Consider the following 21,204-nt stretch of genomic DNA (forward strand, 5'->3'; position numbering starts at 1 on the left):
CAACGTTAACCGCCGCGCTATGTCCCTGCGCGGCGGCATGGTAGTCAGTGACTGACTATTCTTTCTCGGCAATGTACGGATCCTCATAGCCCAGAGCAAGCATTATCTCTGTCTCGAGGGATTCCATCTCTTCCGCTTCGTCATCTTCAATATGGTCGTAACCCAGAAGATGCAGGCTACCGTGCACCACCATGTGTGCCCAGTGCGCTTCCAGCGGCTTTTGCTGCTCTTTGGCTTCCTGCTCAACCACCTGACGGCAGATGATCAGATCGCCCAGCAGCGGCATCTCAATGCCCGGAGGGGCTTCGAACGGGAAAGAGAGCACGTTGGTCGGCTTATCTTTCCCGCGGTAGGTCAGGTTGAGCTCATGGCTTTCTGCTTCATCCACCAGGCGAATCGTGACCTCTGATTCTTCCTGAAACTGGGGGATAACGGCATCCAGCCATTTCTGAAACTGTGCCTCTTCTGGCATGCCGGAATTATCTTCACAGGCCAGCTGTAAATCGAGGATCACCTGACTCATTTCTGTTCATGCTCCTGCGCTTCGCGCTTACGTTCTGCGGCCAGTTCGGCCCTGCGCTTCTGATCTGCCTCTTCCCAGGCCTCATAAGCGTTAACGATACGCGCGACCACCGGGTGGCGTACCACGTCTTCACTGTGGAAGAAGTTAAAGCTGATTTCCTCTACCTCGGCCAGGACTTCGATGGCGTGACGCAGACCCGATTTGGTGTTACGCGGCAGGTCAATCTGGGTGACGTCACCGGTGATAACCGCTTTCGAGTTAAAGCCAATACGCGTCAGGAACATCTTCATCTGTTCGATAGTGGTGTTCTGGCTCTCATCCAGAATGATGAACGCGTCGTTAAGCGTACGGCCACGCATGTAGGCGAGCGGGGCCACTTCAATCACGTTACGCTCGATGAGCTTTTCAACTTTCTCGAAGCCGAGCATTTCGAATAGCGCGTCATACAGCGGGCGCAGGTAGGGGTCCACTTTCTGACTTAAATCGCCTGGCAGGAAGCCGAGTTTCTCACCGGCTTCAACCGCAGGGCGGGTCAGCAGGATACGGCGGATCTCCTGACGCTCAAGCGCATCAACCGCAGCAGCAACGGCCAGATAGGTTTTACCCGTACCCGCCGGGCCCACGCCGAAGGTGATGTCATGGTCGAGAATGTTGGCAATGTACTGCGCCTGATTCGGGGTTCGAGGCTTAATCACGCCGCGTTTAGTTTTGATGTTGATGGCTTTGCCATAGTCCGGCACGCTTTCTGCGCTCTGCTCAAGCACGCGTGCCTCTTTGATGGCCAGGTGAATCTGTTCAGGTTCAATATCCTGGATCTCACCGCGCATCGGGGCGGTATCAACATACAGGCTGCGGAGAATATCCGCCGCGGCGTTGACGCAGATTGGGCGTCCGGTGAGTTTGAAATGGTTATCGCGACGATTGATTTCGATACCCAGACGTCGCTCAAGTTGTTTGATGTTGTCATCAAACGGCCCGCACAGGCTCAGCAGGCGAGCGTTGTCTGCGGGCGTTAGGCTAATTTCACGCGTATCTATGTTCAAACTGTTCCTCTTTGAGTAGTTAACTGACTCGCCGCCACACGGCGTAATAAAACGGTCATTACCGAAATTATTCACGCCACAGAATAAAGGCGCAAGCGTTGCGGTAGATATTGGGGGTGATGAGAGGAAATACAAGGCCTGCCGGACAGGCAGGCCAGGAAGATCACGGCTGGTAAATACCTACGCCAGAATCGTTGACTTTGCGGGTGCGGGAGATAACGGACTCAGGCGTCTCGGCAATACGCAGACCCATTTCGTCCTCAGTGCGTACCACCTTCCCGCGCAGCGAGTTCGTGAGCACTTCAACAATCTCGACGTCCACAAACTTACCGATCATGTCCGGGGTGCCTTCAAAATTCACCACGCGGTTATTTTCGGTTCGACCAGACAGTTCCATGATGCTCTTACGGGAAGTACCTTCCACCAGAATACGCTGGACAGTGCCGAGCATACGACGACTCCAGGCGTTGGCCTGCTGGTTGATACGCTCCTGTAGAATATACAGACGCTGCTTTTTCTCTTCTTCCGGCACATCGTCAACCATATCGGCCGCCGGAGTGCCCGGGCGCGCAGAGAAGATGAAGCTGTAGCTGACGTCGAAATTCACCTCGCCGATGAGCTTCATGGTGCGCTCGAAGTCATCAGCGGTTTCGCCAGGGAAGCCGACGATAAAGTCGGAGCTAATCTGGATATCCGGGCGCGCTTCACGCAGCTTGCGGATGGTGGACTTATACTCCAGCACCGTATGTGGACGCCCCATCAGGTTCAGCACGCGGTCAGAGCCGCACTGGATCGGCAGGTGCAGGAAGCTCACCAGCTCTGGCGTATCGCGATAGACGTCAATAATGTCGTCGGTAAATTCCATCGGATGGCTGGTGGTAAAGCGAATGCGGTCGATGCCGTCAATCGCCGCCACCAGACGCAGCAGTTCAGCAAAGCTGCCGGTGGTGCCGTCGTAGTTTTCCCCGCGCCAGGCGTTCACGTTCTGGCCCAGCAGGTTCACTTCACGAACACCCTGCGCGGCAAGCTGCGCGATTTCAAACAGGATATCGTCTGCCGGGCGGCTCACTTCTTCGCCGCGGGTATAAGGCACCACGCAGTAAGTACAGTATTTGTTGCAGCCTTCCATGATGGAGACGAAGGCGGTCGGGCCATCAGCGCGCGGCTCTGGCAGACGGTCAAATTTCTCGATCTCCGGGAAGCTCACGTCAACCACCGGGCTACGGCTGCCGCGAACCTGATTAATCATCTCTGGCAGGCGGTGCAGGGTCTGAGGGCCAAAAACGATATCCACATAGGGGGCTCTCTGGCGGATCAGCTTACCTTCCTGCGATGCGACGCAGCCACCCACGCCAATGATCAGGTCCGGATTTTTCCGTTTGAGAAGCTTCCAGCGGCCTAACACATGAAAGACTTTTTCCTGTGCTTTTTCACGAATTGAACAGGTGTTCAGCAGCAGCACATCGGCTTCTTTCGCATTTTCAGTCAGCTGGTATCCGTGGGTGGTATCCAGCAGATCGGCCATCTTCGATGAATCGTATTCGTTCATCTGACAGCCCCAGGTTTTTATATGGAGTTTTTTAGTCATCGACTTGCTCAGCTCAGGATTGCAAGCCGCGTATTGTAATGCTTTGGTGCGGTTGTGACCAGTATGAAGGTTGTCAACCTCAGGGCCGCAAAAATCCGGTAAACTTAAGGTATTCTTCAATAAGGAATAGTGACCATGACACTCCTGAACACCGAAGTTGCCGTTGTTGGCGGCGGTATGGTCGGCGGCGCACTGGCGCTGGGGCTGGCGCAGCAGGGATTTGACGTAACCGTTATTGAACAGGCGGCTCCGCCGGCATTCGATCCTGCCAGCCAACCGGACGTGCGTATTTCCGCCATCAGCGCGGCCTCTGTTGATCTGCTTCGCGGGCTGGGCGTCTGGGAGGCGGTGCTGGCGATGCGCGCGCACCCTTACAGCCGTCTTGAAACCTGGGAGTGGGAAAATGCTCACGTGTCGTTTGATGCCGCCGAGCTGAAACTGCCGCGCCTGGGTTATATGGTGGAAAACAACGTGCTCCAGCAGGCACTCTGGCAGGCGCTGGAGGCGCACCCGAAGGTGACGCTGCGCGTTCCGGACTCGCTGAAAGGCCTGCATCGTCATGAGGGCGGGTATCTCCTGACGCTGGATAACGACGATGAGCTGGCCGTGAAGCTGGTGGTGGGGGCGGATGGCGCGAACTCGCAGGTCAGGCAGATGGCAGGCATTGGGATCCATGCCTGGCAGTACCAGCAGTCCTGCATGCTGATCACCGTGCAGTCAGAAAACGCGCCGGGCGAAAGCACCTGGCAGCATTTTACGCCGAACGGCCCGCATGCATTCTTACCGCTGTTTGATAACTGGGCTTCGCTGGTGTGGTACGACAAACCGGCGCGCATTCGACAGTTGCAGGGGCTGTCCATGGATCAGTTGCAGCGCGAAATCCGCCAGCACTTCCCGAGCCGTCTGGGCAACGTGACCCCGGTTGCCGCCGGCGCATTCCCGCTGATGCGACGCCATGCGTTGCAGTATGCCCGTGAAGGACTGGTGCTGGTGGGAGATGCGGCGCACACCATTCATCCGCTGGCGGGGCAGGGGGTGAATCTGGGATACCGTGACGTCGATGCGTTACTGGATGTGCTGGGGAACGCTCGCGCCCACGCGGAAGCCTGGGCCAGCCTTCAGGTACTGAAGCGCTACCAGACGCGCCGCATGGCGGATAACTTCATTATGCAGTCGGGGATGGATCTGTTCTATGCCGGGTTCAGCAATGATGTTGGTCCGGTGCGTATAGTGCGCAATATTGGATTGATGGCAGCGGAGCGTGCCGGTGGGCTGAAGCGTCAGGCCCTGAAATACGCCCTCGGACTCTGATCTTTATTCCCTCTCCCCGTGGGAGAGGGTTAGGGTGAGGGCATCAGGCCGCACTATTCTGAGCAACAAAAACAAAAAAGCCCGCAGAGCGGGCTTGTTTGTTTTAAGTGGCTGGGGTGCAGGGATTCGAACCCCGGAATGCTGGTATCAGAAACCAGAGCCTTACCGCTTGGCGACACCCCAATTGCGTTAAACAAACTGCTTAACGACTTTAAAGTGGCTGGGGTACGAGGATTCGAACCTCGGAATGCCGGAATCAGAATCCGGTGCCTTACCGCTTGGCGATACCCCAACAATGTTCAGTTTACCGAATCGTATTCGATAACATAAATATGGTGGCTACGACGGGATTCGAACCTGTGACCCCATCATTATGAGTGATGTGCTCTAACCAACTGAGCTACGTAGCCAGTACTGCAATCTTCGATGGCTGGGGTACCTGGATTCGAACCAGGGAATGCCGGTATCAAAAACCGGTGCCTTACCGCTTGGCGATACCCCAATACCGCGGAGAACCGCATAATCGAAGAAATATGGCTGGGGTACCTGGATTCGAACCAGGGAATGCCGGTATCAAAAACCGGTGCCTTACCGCTTGGCGATACCCCATCCGTGCAACGCTTACCTGGGAATGGTGCGGGAGGCGAGACTTGAACTCGCACACCTTGCGGCGCCAGAACCTAAATCTGGTGCGTCTACCAATTTCGCCACTCCCGCAAAAAAGATGGTGGCTACGACGGGATTCGAACCTGTGACCCCATCATTATGAGTGATGTGCTCTAACCAACTGAGCTACGTAGCCATCTTTTTTTCGCGTTACCTTATCGGCGTTGCGGGGCGCATTATGCGTATAGACCCTTGCAGCGTCAACACCTTTTTCAATGAAAATAGCCGGAATGTGACTGTTTGGTTAGGTTGCGAACAGCGAGGCCGAATATTCGACAATTATTGGTTATTAATCGATTTTATGCGGAGAAAAGAGAGGCAAAAAAATCAGGCCCCGGAGGGCCTGATTATAGTCTGGACATTATTTATAAGCAGACTGGTGAACGCCCACCGCGCGTCCTGACGGATCGTTCATCGCTTTGAAGGATTCATCCCATTCAATGGCTTTAGCAGAAGAGCAGGCGACCGAAGGACCACCCGGTACGCACTCGGCTGCGCTTGGAACCGGGAACAGCTCCTCAAAGATCTCACGATACAAATACGCTTCTTTCGAGGCTGGCGTGTTGTACGGGAAACGGAAGCTCGCAGTTTCCAGTTGTTGATCAGAAACCTGTTTCGCCGCCACCTCTTTCAGGGTGTCGATCCAGCTGTAACCCACGCCATCCGAGAACTGCTCTTTCTGACGCCACGCCACGCTCGCCGGCAGGTAGGATTCAAAACATTCACGCAGGATATGTTTCTCCATTTTGCCGTTGCCGCACATTTTGTCCTGCGGGTTGATGCGCATCGCCACATCAAGGAATTTCTTATCGAGGAACGGCACGCGGGCTTCCACACCCCAGGCGGACATCGCTTTGTTGGCGCGCGCGCAGTCAAACATGTGCAGCGCCTGTAGCTTACGCACCGTTTCTTCATGCAGCTCTTTGGCGTTTGGCGCTTTGTGGAAATAGAGGTAACCGCCAAACACTTCGTCAGAACCCTCGCCGGAGAGCACCATCTTGATGCCCATCGCTTTGATCTTCCGCGACATCAAATACATCGGCGTGGAGGCGCGAATGGTGGTCACATCATAGGTTTCAATGTGATAGATCACGTCGCGGATCGCATCCAGACCTTCCTGTACGGTGAAGTGAATTTCATGGTGCACCGTGCCGAGATGATTTGCCACTTCCTGGGCGGCTTTCAGGTCAGGTGCCCCTTCCAGACCCACGGCAAAGGAGTGCAGCTGCGGCCACCAGGCTTCAGAGCGCTCCTGATCTTCCACGCGACGTGCGGCGAATTTCTTGGTGATCGCGGAGATCACGGAGGAGTCCAGACCGCCGGAGAGCAGTACGCCGTAGGGGACATCTGACATCAGGTGGCTTTTCACTGACTCTTCCAGGGCCTGACGCAGTTCGGCTTTGTCCGTCACGTTGTCTTTCACCGCTTCATAATCAAACCAGTCGCGCTGGTAGTACGGGCGGATCTCGCCGTCTTTACTCCACAGGTAGCTACCTGCCGGGAACTCTTTGATGGTACGGCACACCGGTACCAGGGCTTTCATCTCTGAGGCAACGTAGAAGTTGCCGTGCTCATCGTGTCCCATGTACAGCGGGATAATACCAATATGGTCGCGGCCAATCAGGTAAGCGTCTTTTTCGCTGTCGTACAGGGCGAAGGCGAACATCCCTTGCAGATCGTCGAGGAACTCCGGGCCTTTCTCCTGATATAGCGCCAGGATCACTTCGCAGTCTGAGCCGGTCTGAAACGCGTAGCGATCGCCGTACTCGGCGCGCAGCGCCTGATGGTTGTAAATTTCACCGTTAACAGCCAGCGCGTGCGTTTTTTTCTCGTTATACAGCGGCTGTGCGCCAGCGTTGACATCAACAATGGAGAGACGTTCGTGAGCCAGAATCGCTTTATCGCTGGCGTAAACGCCTGACCAGTCCGGACCGCGATGGCGCATCAGGCGGGACAATTCGAGTGCTTTTTTACGCAGTTCGCCCGCGTCAGTTTTAATATCCAGTACGCCAAAAATAGAACACATAACCTTCTCCGTTAACCCTGTTGCGTTGTGATGTTGCTTGCTTATGAAAATGCCGCAAAAGTGGGAGGGGGCGCAAGCGTTTTACCGATGAAAACGTAAAAAGTGCAATGGCAATTGCCGAATCTTAAAAAAAGAGTATGTCTTAAGCGATTCTATTGATGATTTCTCAATGAAGGGCTGATTTCGTTAGATGAAGTGATGTTTTCAGACGGCAGAAATGAAAAACCACGCCCTGAGGCGTGGTTCTGAATCAAATAACGTCGATTTCGTCGACAGAGGGGTAAATCCAGCTTGGCCGGAACGGCATCGTATCAATGTCATCAAGCTGTGAAACGCCAGAAAGCACCAGGATGGTTTCAAGCCCCGCCTGGAAGCCAGCCAGAATATCGGTACGCAGGTTGTCGCCCACAATGACGGTTTCTTCTGAGTGTGCCTGCATCGTATTCAGTGCGGCGCGGATGATCCACGGGCTCGGTTTACCGACAACAAACGGCTTACGGCCCGAGATTTTTTCGATACCGGCGCACAGCGCACCGCAGGCGGGATAAAAACCACGACCGTGCGTGTCCGGGTTGGTGGCGATAAAACGCGCACCGTTGGCGACAAAGTAGGCTGCCTTATGCATCATCTCCCAGTTAAAGGAGCGCGTTTCGCCCACGATGACAAAGTCCGGGTTCACGTCGGTGATGGTGAAGCCCGCTTTATACAGCTCGTGGATCAGCGCACCTTCACCAACGACATAGGCTTTTTTGCCTTCCTGACGCTTCAGGAAATCCGCGGTCGCCATCGCAGAGGTATAGAACACGCTGTCCGGGACGTTGACGCCTGCGGTAGCAAAGCGGTTTGCCAGATCCTGACCAGTCTGTGAAGGGTAGTTCGTGAGAAGAACCAGTGGCATTCCTTTGTCGATGATGCGGTGAAGAAACTCCGCAGCACCCGGCACGGCAACGTTGTCGTGCATCAGCACGCCGTCGATATCACAAATTACATTCTTAATGGTCATGGACAATCCGACATCAAAAAAAGAAGGCGTTACTATAAGGTCCGATCAGGATTCCAGCAAATGTTGCAGCAGGATCCCGTTGAGCATGGCACGTTTTACCAGCGCGAATGCGCCAATTGCCGAGCGGTGATCGAGCGTAGATCGCACCACCGGCAAATTCTGGCGAAATGCCTTCAGCGCCTGGGTATTGATGCAGCCTTCAATTGCGGGCAGTAACACTTTTTCGGCTTCAACGATCTCGCCGGCAATTACCACTTTTTGCGGATTAAACAGGTTGATGGCAATGGCGATGGTCTTACCCAGGTGGCGTCCTACCTGTTCGATCACTTCGCAGGCCAGCGCATCGCCTTTGTTTGCCGCTTTGCAGATGGCGCCGATCTTACAATCGTCCAGCGTGACGCGGCTCTGGTAACCCTGCTCCAGCAGATGGCGAACGCGATGTTCAATGGCGGCATTGGCGGCAACGGTTTCAAGACAGCCAAAGTTACCGCAGTGGCAACGCTCGCCAAGCGGTTCCACCTGGATATGACCAATCTCGCCTACGTTACCGTTACGACCAATAAAAATGCGGCCATTCGAGATGATGCCCGCACCTGTACCACGGTGAACGCGCACCAGAATAGAGTCTTCGCAGTCCTGGCTCGCACCAAAGTAGTGCTCCGCCAGCGCCAGCGAGCGAATATCGTGACCAACAAAGCAGGTCAGCTTGAAGCGCTTTTCCAGCGCCTCAACCAGCCCCCAGTTCTCTACCTTAATATGCGGCATGTAGCGAATAACGCCGCTTTCCGGGTCAACCAGGCCGGGCAAAATCACCGAGATGGCGATGAGTTCACGGATCTTGCGCTGACAGCTTTCGATAAAATGCGCAATGGTATTCAGCAACGCGTGTTCAAGCGTCTCCTGCGTGCGCTCAGGAAGGGGGTAGTGTTCTTCGGCAATGGCCTTGCTGCTCAGATCGTAGAGCGTAAGCGTGGTGTCATGACGTCCTAAGCGAACGCCAATGGCCTGAAAATTGCGGGTTTCCGTGACGATGGAAATCGCGCGGCGGCCCCCGGTGGAGGCCTGCTGATCGACTTCTTTGATCAGGCCGCGCTCAATAAGCTGACGTGTAATTTTTGTCACGCTGGCGGGAGCAAGCTGGCTTTGTTCGGCTATCTGAATGCGTGAGATTGGCCCGTGCTGGTCAATCAGGCGATAAACTGCCGCGCTGTTAAGCTGTTTAACGAGATCGACATTACCGATTTGAGCTTGTCCGCCTGGTGTCATACTTTTACTTACTCAGTGACGACCTCGTTACCATTAACGATGGTCTTAATAATTTTATAATCGTGTGTGAACGCCGTCAGGTTTGCAACCATACCTGGCGCAATACCACCGAGCTGTTTATCAACGCCAATGGCGCGCGCCGGATAAAGCGTGGCCATGCGCAGCACTTCCTCAAGCGCGATGCCGCAATGTTCAACGAGGTTACGTACCCCTTCGATCATCGTCAGAGAAGAACCGCTCAGCGTGCCGTTCTCATCCACACACAGTCCATTCCGGTAGTATATTGTTTTACCAGCAAAAATGAACTGGTCAATATTCGCCCCTGCCGGAGCGGTAGCATCCGTCACCAGGCAGAGCTTGTCGCCTTTCAGGCGTTTGGCGTTGCGGATGTTGGTGTAATCGACATGCAAGCCGTCGGCGATAATGCCGCAGTAGACGTCTGGTTCATCCAGAATGGCGCCAACCAGTCCCGGTTCGCGGCCAGTAATATAGGGCATCGCGTTATAAAGGTGTGTGGCAAACGTAATCCCTGCGCGGAAACCGGCCTTCGCCTCTTTCAGCGTCGCGTTCGAATGGCCCGCAGACACCACAATCCCGGCGGCGGCCAGTTTGCTGATAACGTCCGTGCCGGTTATTTCCGGCGCCAGCGTCACTTTGGTGATCACATCGGCATTAGCGCACATGTAATCCACCAGCTCGGCATCCGGTTTGCGCACGTAGTTCGGGTTATGGGTGCCTTTCTTGACCATGTTCAGCCAGGGCCCTTCCAGGTGCAGGCCCAGCGCCTGATTCGGATGTTTTGCCAGGTATTCGCGCATGACGCGGATACCCTGTTTCATCAGGTCATCGCTGCTGGTGATCAGCGTTGGCAGATAGCTGGTGCAGCCCGATTTCTCGTTGGCTTTTTGCATGATTTCCAGCGTTTCAACCGATACCGCCTCTGCGGTATCGTTAAACTGGACACCGCCGCAGCCGTTGAGCTGTACGTCGATGAAACCGGGGGAGATTACTGCTCCATTGAGGGAACGCTGTTCGATCTCCGGCGGCAGTTCCGCCAGCGGGCAAACACGTTCAATCAGGCCATTAGCGATTACAATCGCATGGTCATCCAGAATTTCATGGCCGGTATAAATCCGACCGTGGGTTAAAGCGTACATATCGACCCCCGGTTAAAAAAAGCGACCGCCCCTGATAAAAGAGGCGGTTATTCAATTACAGACCTTTGATGTTCTCAGCTTCCAGCTCGTTGAAGTATTTCAGCGTTTTCACTTTCAGCTCCATGGTGGACGGTTCGTCACACACGACAACCGCTTTTGGATGCAGCTGTAAGCAGCTGATCGTCCACATATGGTTCACGTTACCTTCAACGGCAGCCTGAAGCGCTTGCGCTTTCACCGCGCCCAGCACCAGAATCATCACTTCTTCGGCATCCAGCAGCGTGCCCACGCCTACGGTCAGCGCGTATTTAGGCACCTGATTGACGTCGCCGTCAAAGAAGCGGGAGTTAGCCACGCGCGTATCATGGGTCAGCGTTTTAATACGGGTGCGGGAAGCCAGTGAAGATGCCGGTTCGTTGAACGCGATATGACCATCGTTGCCTACGCCGCCCATAAACAGGTGGATTTTACCGTAGGAACGGATTTTTTCTTCATACTGACGGCATTCTGCGTCAATATCAGGCGCGTTTCCATTCAGCAGGTTAATGTTTTCAGCCGGAATATCAACGTGATCGAAGAAATTACGGTGCATAAAGCTGTGGTAACTTTCCGGATGTTCCTTTGGCAGGCCGACATATTCGTCCATGTTGAAGGTCACAACGTGTTTAAAGCTAACCTGGCCCGCTTTGTGCATTTCAACCAGTGCTTTATACGCGGTCAGGGGCGTGCCGCCGGTTGGAAGACCGAGAACGAAAGGACGATCGGCTGTGGGTTTGAACGCGTTGATGCGGTTAACGATATGACGAGCAGCCCATTTTCCGACTTGTTCAGCTGTTGCCAGGGGAATCAGTCTCATTATTCACCTCTAAAGTTTAAGTAAAAGTGGGCGGATGATTAGTGCAACCTGAACTAAGCGTAACCTGGAACCTTTCAGGCCGGATCAATCCGTCTTGATTTTTTGAATGATAAAATAAGTTTTCGTCGTTAGCCAGTGAAAGGGAGGGTTTAATACGATATTTGGTGACAATAATCACAAAAAATAGGTGTTTAATTTGCGATACGAATTAATTTTTCACACACTCACACTGCCAGTGAATCATCAACTGTATCTATCGTTCGTGACACAATAAAAACATAGTTTATGCGCGAGTCTTAACAAAGGGTCTCGTAGGGGGAATAGGATGAATATTTTAGGTTTTTTCCAGCGCCTCGGTAGGGCTTTGCAGCTCCCTATCGCCGTGCTACCGGTTGCAGCGTTGCTGCTGCGATTCGGGCAACCCGATCTTCTTAACGTGCCGTTTATTGCCCAGGCAGGCGGCGCAATTTTTGACAACCTGGCGCTGATTTTCGCCATCGGTGTGGCGTCAAGCTGGTCAAAAGACAGCGCTGGTGCCGCGGCACTGGCAGGGGCTGTCGGTTACTTCATCCTCACGAAAGCGATGGTAACCATCAACCCTGAAATCAACATGGGTGTGCTGGCAGGTATCATTACCGGCCTGGTCGGTGGCGCCGTGTACAACCGTTGGGCAGGTATCAAACTTCCTGACTTCCTGAGCTTCTTCGGCGGTAAACGTTTTGTGCCGATTGCGACGGGCTTTTTCTGTCTGATCCTCGCCGCCATCTTTGGCTACGTTTGGCCACCGGTGCAGCATGCTATCCATGCGGGTGGCGAGTGGATCGTGTCTGCGGGCGCAATGGGCGCGGGCATCTTCGGTTTCATTAACCGTCTGCTGATCCCAACCGGTCTGCATCAGGTACTGAACACCATCGCCTGGTTCCAGATTGGTGAGTTCACCAACGCGGCTGGCGCGGTATTCCACGGTGATATCAACCGCTTCTACGCAGGCGACGGCACCGCGGGCATGTTCATGTCTGGCTTCTTCCCAATCATGATGTTTGGTCTGCCTGGCGCGGCGCTGGCAATGTACCTGGCTGCGCCGAAAGCGCGTCGCCCAATGGTTGGCGGGATGCTGCTGTCCGTTGCGATCACCGCCTTCCTGACCGGCGTGACCGAGCCACTGGAATTCCTGTTCATGTTCCTGGCTCCGCTGCTGTATCTGATGCACGCGATCCTGACCGGTATCAGCCTGTTCGTCGCAACCCTTCTGGGTATCCATGCTGGCTTCTCCTTCTCCGCAGGCGCCATCGACTATGTGTTGATGTACAACCTGCCGGCGGCAAGCAGCAACGTCTGGATGCTGATGGTGATGGGTCTGATCTTCTTCGTTATCTACTTCGTTCTGTTCAGCGCGGTTATTCGTATGTTTAACCTGAAGACGCCGGGCCGCGAAGATACGAAAGATGATGTTGTGACCAGTGAAGCCAACAGCAATACCGAAGAAGGTTTAACCCAGCTGGCAACCAGCTATATTGCCGCTGTGGGTGGCACCGACAACCTGAAAGCGATCGATGCCTGTATTACCCGTCTGCGTCTGACCGTAGGTGACTCCGCGCGCGTGAGCGATGCAATGTGCAAACGCCTGGGTGCGTCTGGTGTGGTGAAACTGAACAAACAAACCATCCAGGTAATCGTGGGTGCGAAAGCCGAATCTATCGGCGATGAAATGAAAAAAGTGGTTGCCCGTGGGCCGGTCGCTGCCGCCTCAACGGATAACGCGCCAGTGGCTGACGCGCCGGTTGCAAAACCGCAGGCTGTGCCAAACGCGGTGACCATCGCTGCGCTGGTTTCTCCGGTGACAGGTGACGTTGTTGCGCTTGAGCAGGTGCCTGACGAAGCGTTCGCCAGCAAAGCGGTCGGTGACGGCGTGGCGGTGAAACCTACGGACAAAACCGTGGTCTCTCCGGCAGCCGGTACTATCGTGAAAATCTTCAACACCAACCACGCGTTCTGCCTGGAAACGGAAAAAGGCGCGGAGATCGTAGTCCATATGGGTATCGATACCGTTGCGCTGAACGGTCAGGGCTTTACTCGCCTGGTGGAAGAGGGCGCAGAAGTGGCGGCAGGCCAGCCGATTCTGGAAATGGATCTGGACTTCCTGAATGCCAACGCGCGCTCCATGATAAGCCCGGTAGTGTGCAGCAACATCGACGACTTCAGCGGTCTGGTGATCCAGGCGCAGGGGCAGGTAGTTGCAGGCCAGACGCCACTGTATGAGATTAAAGGCAAGTAATCGCTCCTGAGTAGAGTTATGCCTTTAGCGGCGGGGGATATCCTCCGCCGCTTTTTTTTGCAGCAATTGCCCCCATTATTTTCTTCCGGGACGTTTTAAGGGTTGTCACTACGTCCGGCTTATAAGATCATATGCCGTTATACGTTGTTTACGCTTTGAGGAATCCACGATGAGTGAGGCAGAAGCCCGCCCGAGTAACTTTATTCGTCAGATCATCGATGAAGATCTGGCCAGTGGTAAGCACACCACAGTCCACACGCGTTTCCCGCCGGAGCCAAATGGCTACCTGCACATTGGTCACGCCAAATCGATCTGCCTGAACTTTGGTATTGCGCAAGATTACCAGGGGCAGTGCAACCTGCGTTTCGATGACACCAACCCAGTAAAAGAAGACATCGAATACGTTGAGTCGATTAAAAACGACGTGCAATGGCTGGGCTTCAACTGGTCTGGCGATATCTGCTACTCCTCAGACTATTTCGATCAGCTGTATGCCTATGCGGTTGAACTGATCAACAAAGGCCTGGCATACGTCGACGAGCTGTCTGCTGACGAAATCCGTGAATACCGCGGTACGCTGACTCAGCCTGGCAAAAACAGCCCGTTCCGCGATCGTAGCGTGGAAGAGAACCTGGCGCTGTTTGAAAAAATGCGTGCCGGGGGCTTCGAAGAAGGTAAAGCGTGTCTGCGTGCCAAAATCGATATGGCGTCTCCGTTCATCGTGATGCGCGATCCGGTGCTGTACCGCATTAAGTTCGCTGAACACCACCAGACCGGTAACAAGTGGTGCATCTACCCGATGTACGACTTCACCCACTGCATCAGCGATGCGCTGGAAGGCATTACGCACTCTCTGTGCACGCTGGAATTCCAGGACAACCGTCGCCTGTACGACTGGGTGCTGGATAACATCACCATTCCTGTGCATCCGCGTCAGTACGAATTCTCTCGTCTGAACCTGGAATACACCGTGATGTCCAAGCGTAAGCTGAACCTGCTGGTCACCGACAAGCACGTTGAAGGCTGGGACGACCCGCGTATGCCGACCATCTCTGGCCTGCGTCGTCGTGGCTACACCTCGGCGTCCATTCGTGAGTTCTGCAAACGCATCGGCGTTACCAAGCAGGACAACACCATCGAAATGGCGTCTCTGGAATCCTGCATTCGCGAAGACCTGAACGAAAACGCGCCGCGCGCGATGGCAGTGATCGATCCCGTGAAACTGGTTATCGAAAACTATCCGCAGGGCGGAAGCGAACGGGTCTCGATGCCTAACCATCCTAACAAACCGGAAATGGGCACCCGCGACGTGCCGTTCAGCGGTGAAATCTGGATCGATCGTGCCGACTTCCGCGAAGAAGCGAACAAGCAGTACAAGCGTCTGGTGCTGGGCAAAGAAGTGCGTCTGCGTAACGCCTATGTGATCAAAGCCGAGCGCGTAGAGAAAGATGCGGAAGGTAACATCACGACAATCTTCTGTACGTACGACGCAGAGACGCTGAGTAAAGATCCGGCGGATGGCCGTAAAGTGAAAGGTGTAATCCACTGGGTGAGCGCGCAGCATGCGCTGCCGGTTGAGATCCGTCTCTACGATCGTCTGTTCAGCGTACCTAACCCAGGCGCTGCGGAGGACTTCCTGGCGGTTATCAACCCTGAGTCACTAATTATCAAGCAGGGTTATGCCGAGCCGTCTCTGAAAGCCGCTGAAGCCGGTAAAGCGTTCCAGTTCGAACGTGAGGGTTACTTCTGCCTGGACAGCCGTTACAGCACGGCAGAAAAACCGGTATTTAACCGTACCGTCGGTCTGCGTGATACCTGGACTAAGATCGGCGAATAATAACGCTGCCCTGGTCAATGAGAAACAAACGCCGCGTAATGCGGCGTTTTTTTATTTAACGATCATGTCGTTAGGCATCGGGATAATCATTTAAAGCCAACATTCCAGGTCAATGTGGTGCTACTTATTTTATTTAAAAAAGTTTGTTGTTTTCCAAAAAGAGAAACGCTGAAAAATATATTCACAATATCAATGTTACTTACTGAAAATTAGCGCATTCCCCCGCCAGTACTCGCTTCCCGGTAAATGTTACAAAGCACTACGAAATATGTGCTCTTCGTCATAATCCTGACTTTTGCCTGATTAAAAGCATTGATAATTCGCGTCGCGAAAAATAACCTAAAGACGGTAGTTAATTCGAGGGTATTTCTGACTACCCCTGACCACTTGGTCTTTTCTGTTTTTCGCCGTTTAAGGCGTTTTAATTCGTCAAAGAGGAATAATCTATGCGTACGTTCAGTGGCAAACGTAGTGCGCTGGCGCTGGCTATCGCCGGTGTAACAGCAATGTCGGGCCTGGTGGTTGCGCCAGAGGCAAAAGCAGCAGGTTTCATTGAAGATTCTACCCTTACGGGCGGTATTTATTACTGGCAGCGTGAGCGTGACCGTAAAGACGTCACTGAAGATAAATACAAAACCAACCTTTCTCACTCGACCTGGAACGCCAACCTGGATTTCCAGTCGGGATATGCTGCCGATATGTTCGGGATCGATATTGCAGCGTTCACCGCAATTGAAATGGCCGAAAATGGCGACAGCGGCCATCCGAACGAAATTGCGTTCTCCTCCAGCAATAAAGCCTACGATGAAGACTGGTCCGGCGATAAAAGCGGTATCAGCCTGTATAAAGCGGCTGCAAAATTCAAATATGGCCCGGTCTGGGCGCGTGGGGGTTATATCCAGCCAACCGGCCAGACGCTGTTAGCGCCGCACTGGAGCTTTATGCCAGGCACCTATCAGGGGGCGGAAGCCGGTGCTAATTTTGACTACGGCGATGCGGGGGCGTTGAGTTTCTCCTATATGTGGACCAACGAGTACAAAGCGCCGTGGCACATTGAGATGGACAAGTTCTATCAGAACGATAAAAAAACCAAAGTTGATTATCTCCACTCGCTGGGGGCGAAGTACGACTTCAAAAACGATCTGGTGCTGGAAGCTGCTTTTGGTCAGGCTGAAGGCTATATCGATCAGTACTTTGCTAAAGCCAGCTACAAATTTGATATCGCGGGTAGCCCGCTGAGCACCAGCTATCAGTTCTACGGTACGCGCGACAAGGTCAGTGATGGCAGCGTAAATGATATCTATGACGGCACCGCGTGGTTACAGGCGCTGACCTTCGGCTACAAGGTAGGTCAGGTTGATTTACGTCTGGAGGGAACATGGGTCAAGGCAGAAGGGCAGCAGGGCTACTTCCTGCAACGTATGACGCCAACCTACGCCTCTTCCAATGGTCGTCTGGATATCTGGTGGGATAACCGCTCTGACTTCAACGCCGACGGCGAAAAGGCAGTCTTCTTCGGCGCAATGTATGACCTGAAGAACTGGAACCTGCCTGGCTGGGCAGTGGGGGCGTCTTACGCGTACGCCTGGGATGCGAAGCCAGCGGATATGGCTACGCCAGACGCCTACTACGATCCGAACTACCGTCTGAAAGAATCTTCATACAGCCTGGATGCGATTTACACCCTTCAGGAGGGCCGTGCGAAAGGCACGATGTTCAAACTGCACTTCACCCAGTATGACAACCACTCCGATATCCCGAGCTACGCGGGCGGTTACGGCAACATCTTCCAGGATGAACGTGACGTGAAATTCATGGTCATTGCGCCATTCACAATCTTCTGATGAACACGCTGGCGGGGGAGATCCCGCCAGCATGGAGACTGCACATGATGAAAAAAATGGTAATCGTTGCGCTGCTGGCATCGGGGCTGGTGGCGTGTGCGCAGGATCAGGCGCAGAAAGAAGACACGCGTCTGAAGGAGGCGTATAGCGCCTGTATTAATACTGCCGAAGGATCGCCGGAGAAAATTGAAGCCTGTCAAAGCGTGCTGAATGTGCTGAAAAAAGAGAAAGCGCACGAGCAGTTTGCGACGCAGGAAAATGTTCGCGTGATGGATTACCAGGCCTGTATCCAGGCGCGGAAAACCGGTAACGATCAGGAAGTGGCGAAGCGTTGCGATAAGATCTGGGACGAGATTCGCAATAACAATAAATAAGTTGCTTTACGCCCGGTGGCGCAGCGCCACCGGGCTTTTTTCATGCAAAAAAAAGCCAACCTTACGGCTGGCTCAGAGTATGAACACTCACTTATTTTGCGTCGTGCGCATGTTCATTTTCGCGGCAATCCCCTTCAGCGCAGTGACCGTACAGGTACAGGCTGTGGTTGGTCAGGCGGATGCCATGACGGGCGGCGATTTCACGCTGGCGTGATTCAATGGAATCATCGCTAAATTCAATGACCTTGCCACAGTCGAGGCAGATCAGGTGATCGTGGTGGTGCTGCTGAGTCAGCTCGAACACGGATTTACCGCCTTCGAAATTATGACGAGTAACAATGCCCGCGTCATCAAACTGGTTCAGCACACGATAGACGGTTGCCAGCCCAATCTCTTCACCCATATCGATAAGACGCTTATAAAGGTCTTCCGCACTGACATGGTGATTGTCTGGCCCCTGAAGCACTTCAAGGATTTTTAACCGAGGAAGCGTTACTTTCAGGCCAGCTTTCTTTAATGCGGTATTGTTGTCAGTCATGCGGAATCTGTCCTGTTGCTAAACGATTCACTTCAAAAGAAGAAGTGACAGAAAATGCACTTGGGATAATGCGTCTCATTATAGAACTGCCATGGCTAAATGAAAACTGCAAGTCTCAAGCAAAGTATGCTTATAAAAACGTGGTATCACCAACAAACTTGTTCGATGGCACCCACTTTTTACCAGGGGGATATTGTACAGGTCTGGGCGAAAAAGTTAAAAGTTTGTAGCAATTAATTTAATCGGTTTTACCTGGAAAACGGGCGCAACCGGAGTTGCGCCGCAGGGATATCAGGCGTTAAGGATATCGTCCAGGTTCAGCTCTTCACGAACCTGCTTAACCCATTTTTCTACACGCTCAGCGGTCAGCTCTGGCTGACGGTCTTCATCAATGGCCAGGCCAACGAAGTGATCGTCATCTGCCAGACCTTTGGACGCTTCGAAATGGTAACCCGCCGTTGGCCAGTGACCGACGATCGCCGCACCGCGTGGCTCAATGATGTCGCGAATAGTGCCCAGCGCATCACAGAAATACTCAGCATAGTCTTCCTGATCGCCACAGCCAAACAGGGCAACCAGCTTGCCGTTGAAGTCTACTTCTTCCAGCGTCGGGAAGAAATCGTCCCAGTCACACTGTGCTTCACCGTAGTACCAGGTCGGGATGCCCAGCAGCAGGATGTCATAGCCCTCGAGATCTTCTTTGCTGCTCTTGGCGATGTCATGCACATCAGCAACGTCTTTACCGAGCTGTTTTTGAATGTTTTTTGCGATATTTTCAGTATTGCCGGTATCACTGCCAAAGAAAATGCCGATGATTGCCATGAGTAAAATAACCTCTTGAAACTTAATGGTATGGTGGCGCAAATTGTCCACGGATAAGGGCAATAATAGCAGAACAGGCAACCCTGCGGAAACAGCTATCACGCAGGACTGCACTCTGTGCTACATGAAAAAGGTAATATTGGGGATTTTCTGACTTACGCCTTGCCGCGTAACGTCTCAAGCTGGGCGATCAGCATCTCTTCGATCAGTTCGCTGCGGCTGATGTTGCGCGCGTCAGCCAATTCGTTAAGCGCATCGACGGCATCGGCATTCAGCTTCAGTTCGACACGCTTAAGCCCACGATTTTTATCGCGTTTAAGCTGGTTGCGTTTGTTGATACGCAGCTGTTCATCGCGCGAAAGCGGATTCGTTTTCGGTCGTCCCGGTCGACGCTCATTCGCGAACAGATCTAGTGTCGTACGGTCCGTTTGTTCTTTGGCCATGATTCTGAGACTTCGGGGGAAACACGCCGCCCTGCTAATGCCCGGGCGATAAGCGCGCCATCATACATCACCCAAATCCACACGCCAACGACTGGAAGCCCGTCGTCTTCCGGTCGCTGGCTTTTTAATCAATTCGCTGTATCAGTAAGATAGCGGCGAATGGCGCGCAGGACGGCATCCGGTTTTTCCGCGTGTACCCAGTGCCCGGCACCGGCAATGACGTGAGCGCGAGCCTGCGGGAATTGCGCCAGCAGCGTGTCACGGTACGCGTCAGTGACGTAAGGGGAGTTGCCGCCGCGAATAAAAAGGGTAGGGTGCGGCCAGGCGGGGACGGTTTCCCAGCCCACAATATGCGAATACTGATCCCACAGTACCGGGACGTTAAAGCGCCATTGTCCGTCAACAAACGATTTCAGCAGGAACTGGACCACGCCTTCTTCATCAAGATGCTCACGCATAACGGCAGCCGCCTGTTGGCGGGTTGCGACACCCGCTTCGGTGACCGCATTGATGGCGGCAAAAATCTCATCGTGACGGCGAACGTCGTAATTGACGGGCGCAACGTCGATGACCACCAGCCCGGAAATTCGCTCAGGGGCCAGCGCAGTGAGCGCCATCACCGCTTTGCCGCCCATTGAATGCCCGATAAGCGTCGCTTTCTGGATATTATTCGCATCGAGGGTGTCCCGCAGATCCTGCGCCATGGCTGCGTAGGTCATCTCCTCCGAGCGCCCAGAAAGACCGTGATTGCGCATATCAACCTGGAGGATCGCGTGATCGGTCACTAAATCGCGCGCCAGCACGCCCAGATTATCCAGGCTACCAAACAGGCCGTGAACCAGTACGATGGGAGAATTATTGTTCGGCGATTGTGCAGTTTGCGCTCGGGTATTCAATTTCATGGCAAAGTTCTTTTTTTAGGTTTGTCAGGTTAGGGTATCATGTTGACCATTCTGCCGCCCGGGGGCAAGGATCCAGTTTAATCTGACTTTTGCCGCCAACCTGGTTTGACGCTATCCGCTGTTGGGATTTGACCTTATAATCTCAACGACTTGTATTCAGATAAGATATCGCACTGGATTAAGATGAAAACAATCGAAGTTGATGACGAACTCTATCAGTATATTGCCAGCCAGACGCGGCATATTGGGGAGAGCGCGTCCGACATTTTACGGCGCATGCTTAAAATTTCCGCCGCCTCACAGCCCACTCCTGTCACTAAAGATGTCGTGTCTCAGCCGAGCGTTGTTGCACAAGTAAAACCTGCCGTTATGCCGGCAAAAGACAAAGTGCGCGCGATGCGCGAGCTGCTGCTGTCCGATGAATATGCCGAGCAGAAAAAGGCGGTTAACCGCTTTATGCTGGTGCTGTCTACACTTTACTCACTGGATAACAACGCATTTGCAGAAGCGACAGAGTCGCTGCACGGTCGCACGCGCGTTTACTTCGCAGGCGACGAGCAGACCCTCCTGCAAAATGGCAACCAAACCAAGCCCAAACACGTTCCCGGTACACCATACTGGGTGATCACCAACACCAATACGGGCCGTAAGTGCAGCATGATCGAACATATCATGCAGTCCATGCAGTTCCCGGCGGAATTGATCGAAAAGGTTTGCGGTACAATTTAAC

At 53.6% G+C, this 21,204-nt stretch carries 18 protein-coding genes and 7 tRNA genes; 6 read left to right on the forward strand and 19 right to left on the reverse strand.

Annotated elements, in window-relative coordinates; translation table 11 throughout:
• Positions 1-55: 55 nt before the first annotated feature.
• The 3 genes from ybeY to miaB form a co-directional block, all read right to left on the reverse strand.
• The gene (gene ybeY, locus ACNQ0W_RS06215; RefSeq protein WP_003858677.1) at positions 56-523 is read right to left on the reverse strand and encodes an rRNA maturation RNase YbeY; all 468 of its coding nucleotides are present in this window, start codon (positions 521-523) and stop codon (positions 56-58) included.
• Positions 520-1,566 carry a PhoH family protein gene (locus tag ACNQ0W_RS06220; protein ID WP_047063366.1) on the reverse strand — a complete coding sequence of 349 codons (1,047 nt, stop codon included), beginning with the start codon at positions 1,564-1,566 and terminating at the stop codon, positions 520-522. Before ACNQ0W_RS06220 ends, ybeY begins: the two co-directional genes overlap by 4 nt.
• A gap of 163 nt (positions 1,567-1,729) precedes the next feature.
• Positions 1,730-3,154, reverse strand: a complete 1,425-nt coding sequence (miaB, locus tag ACNQ0W_RS06225) for a tRNA (N6-isopentenyl adenosine(37)-C2)-methylthiotransferase MiaB (protein WP_047052999.1) — start codon at positions 3,152-3,154, stop codon at positions 1,730-1,732.
• Positions 3,155-3,289: 135 nt separating this feature from the next.
• Between miaB and ubiF the strand changes: the two genes are divergently transcribed.
• The gene (gene ubiF / locus ACNQ0W_RS06230; RefSeq protein ID WP_062932196.1) at positions 3,290-4,465 is read left to right on the forward strand and encodes a 3-demethoxyubiquinol 3-hydroxylase; all 1,176 of its coding nucleotides are present in this window, start codon (positions 3,290-3,292) and stop codon (positions 4,463-4,465) included.
• 108 nt (positions 4,466-4,573) lie between these two features.
• Here ubiF and ACNQ0W_RS06235 read toward each other — a convergent pair.
• The 12 genes from ACNQ0W_RS06235 to nagB all read right to left on the reverse strand — a co-directional run bounded on the left by ACNQ0W_RS06235 (position 4,574) and on the right by nagB (position 11,439).
• A tRNA-Gln gene (locus tag ACNQ0W_RS06235) sits at positions 4,574-4,648 on the reverse strand.
• Positions 4,649-4,682: 34 nt separating this feature from the next.
• A tRNA-Gln gene (locus tag ACNQ0W_RS06240) sits at positions 4,683-4,757 on the reverse strand.
• A gap of 41 nt (positions 4,758-4,798) precedes the next feature.
• A tRNA-Met gene (locus tag ACNQ0W_RS06245) sits at positions 4,799-4,875 on the reverse strand.
• A 17-nt stretch (positions 4,876-4,892) separates the two neighbouring features.
• Positions 4,893-4,967 (reverse strand) — tRNA-Gln (locus ACNQ0W_RS06250).
• Positions 4,968-4,999: 32 nt separating this feature from the next.
• Positions 5,000-5,074 (reverse strand) — tRNA-Gln (locus ACNQ0W_RS06255).
• A 23-nt stretch (positions 5,075-5,097) separates the two neighbouring features.
• Positions 5,098-5,182 (reverse strand) — tRNA-Leu (locus ACNQ0W_RS06260).
• Positions 5,183-5,190: 8 nt separating this feature from the next.
• A tRNA-Met gene (locus tag ACNQ0W_RS06265) sits at positions 5,191-5,267 on the reverse strand.
• Between the two features lie 225 nt (positions 5,268-5,492).
• Complete coding sequence (gene asnB, locus ACNQ0W_RS06270; protein ID WP_015571128.1) at positions 5,493-7,157, reverse strand: asparagine synthase B; 1,665 nt, start codon at positions 7,155-7,157, stop codon at positions 5,493-5,495.
• A 250-nt stretch (positions 7,158-7,407) separates the two neighbouring features.
• Positions 7,408-8,160 carry a ribonucleotide monophosphatase NagD gene (gene nagD / locus ACNQ0W_RS06275; RefSeq protein WP_003858667.1) on the reverse strand — a complete coding sequence of 251 codons (753 nt, stop codon included), beginning with the start codon at positions 8,158-8,160 and terminating at the stop codon, positions 7,408-7,410.
• A gap of 45 nt (positions 8,161-8,205) precedes the next feature.
• Positions 8,206-9,426: a DNA-binding transcriptional regulator NagC gene (gene nagC, locus ACNQ0W_RS06280; RefSeq protein ID WP_006809613.1), complete on the reverse strand. Its 1,221-nt coding sequence runs from the start codon at positions 9,424-9,426 to the stop codon at positions 8,206-8,208.
• Between the two features lie 8 nt (positions 9,427-9,434).
• On the reverse strand, positions 9,435-10,583 hold the full coding sequence (gene nagA, locus ACNQ0W_RS06285) for an N-acetylglucosamine-6-phosphate deacetylase (protein WP_062932195.1): 1,149 nt from the start codon (positions 10,581-10,583) through the stop codon (positions 9,435-9,437).
• A 55-nt stretch (positions 10,584-10,638) separates the two neighbouring features.
• Positions 10,639-11,439 carry a glucosamine-6-phosphate deaminase gene (gene nagB / locus ACNQ0W_RS06290; protein WP_003858663.1) on the reverse strand — a complete coding sequence of 267 codons (801 nt, stop codon included), beginning with the start codon at positions 11,437-11,439 and terminating at the stop codon, positions 10,639-10,641.
• 325 nt (positions 11,440-11,764) lie between these two features.
• Here nagB and nagE point away from each other — a divergent pair, with 325 nt between their 5' ends.
• The 4 genes from nagE (at position 11,765) to chiQ (ending at position 17,769) form a co-directional block, all read left to right on the forward strand.
• Positions 11,765-13,714, forward strand: coding sequence for a PTS N-acetyl glucosamine transporter subunit IIABC (gene nagE, locus ACNQ0W_RS06295; RefSeq protein WP_062932194.1), 1,950 nt, complete (start codon positions 11,765-11,767; stop codon positions 13,712-13,714).
• A 169-nt stretch (positions 13,715-13,883) separates the two neighbouring features.
• Entirely contained in the window at positions 13,884-15,551 is a 1,668-nt protein-coding gene (gene glnS / locus ACNQ0W_RS06300) for a glutamine--tRNA ligase (RefSeq protein ID WP_045335806.1), read from the forward strand.
• A gap of 446 nt (positions 15,552-15,997) precedes the next feature.
• Positions 15,998-17,395 (forward strand): chitoporin ChiP, encoded by a 1,398-nt coding sequence (gene chiP / locus ACNQ0W_RS06305; RefSeq protein ID WP_017694280.1) that lies wholly within the window; start codon positions 15,998-16,000, stop codon positions 17,393-17,395.
• A 47-nt stretch (positions 17,396-17,442) separates the two neighbouring features.
• Entirely contained in the window at positions 17,443-17,769 is a 327-nt protein-coding gene (gene chiQ / locus ACNQ0W_RS06310; RefSeq protein WP_062932311.1) for a ChiQ/YbfN family lipoprotein, read from the forward strand.
• A gap of 91 nt (positions 17,770-17,860) precedes the next feature.
• Here the strand turns inward: chiQ and fur are convergent, their stop codons facing one another.
• The 4 genes from fur to ybfF form a co-directional block, all read right to left on the reverse strand.
• Complete coding sequence (gene fur / locus ACNQ0W_RS06315) at positions 17,861-18,307, reverse strand: ferric iron uptake transcriptional regulator (RefSeq protein WP_003858655.1); 447 nt, start codon at positions 18,305-18,307, stop codon at positions 17,861-17,863.
• 291 nt (positions 18,308-18,598) lie between these two features.
• The gene (gene fldA / locus ACNQ0W_RS06320; RefSeq protein WP_003858653.1) at positions 18,599-19,129 is read right to left on the reverse strand and encodes a flavodoxin FldA; all 531 of its coding nucleotides are present in this window, start codon (positions 19,127-19,129) and stop codon (positions 18,599-18,601) included.
• Positions 19,130-19,284: 155 nt separating this feature from the next.
• Positions 19,285-19,572 carry a LexA regulated protein gene (ybfE, locus tag ACNQ0W_RS06325; RefSeq protein WP_003858652.1) on the reverse strand — a complete coding sequence of 96 codons (288 nt, stop codon included), beginning with the start codon at positions 19,570-19,572 and terminating at the stop codon, positions 19,285-19,287.
• A 128-nt stretch (positions 19,573-19,700) separates the two neighbouring features.
• Complete coding sequence (gene ybfF / locus ACNQ0W_RS06330; protein WP_023296122.1) at positions 19,701-20,474, reverse strand: esterase; 774 nt, start codon at positions 20,472-20,474, stop codon at positions 19,701-19,703.
• A gap of 183 nt (positions 20,475-20,657) precedes the next feature.
• Here ybfF and seqA point away from each other — a divergent pair, with 183 nt between their 5' ends.
• Positions 20,658-21,203, forward strand: coding sequence for a replication initiation negative regulator SeqA (gene seqA, locus ACNQ0W_RS06335; RefSeq protein ID WP_003858650.1), 546 nt, complete (start codon positions 20,658-20,660; stop codon positions 21,201-21,203).
• Position 21,204: the final 1 nt, after the last annotated feature.

It is taken from the genome of Enterobacter cloacae complex sp. 6730903 (genome assembly GCF_048283985.1).
GTDB classification, from domain to species: domain Bacteria; phylum Pseudomonadota; class Gammaproteobacteria; order Enterobacterales; family Enterobacteriaceae; genus Enterobacter; species Enterobacter hormaechei_C.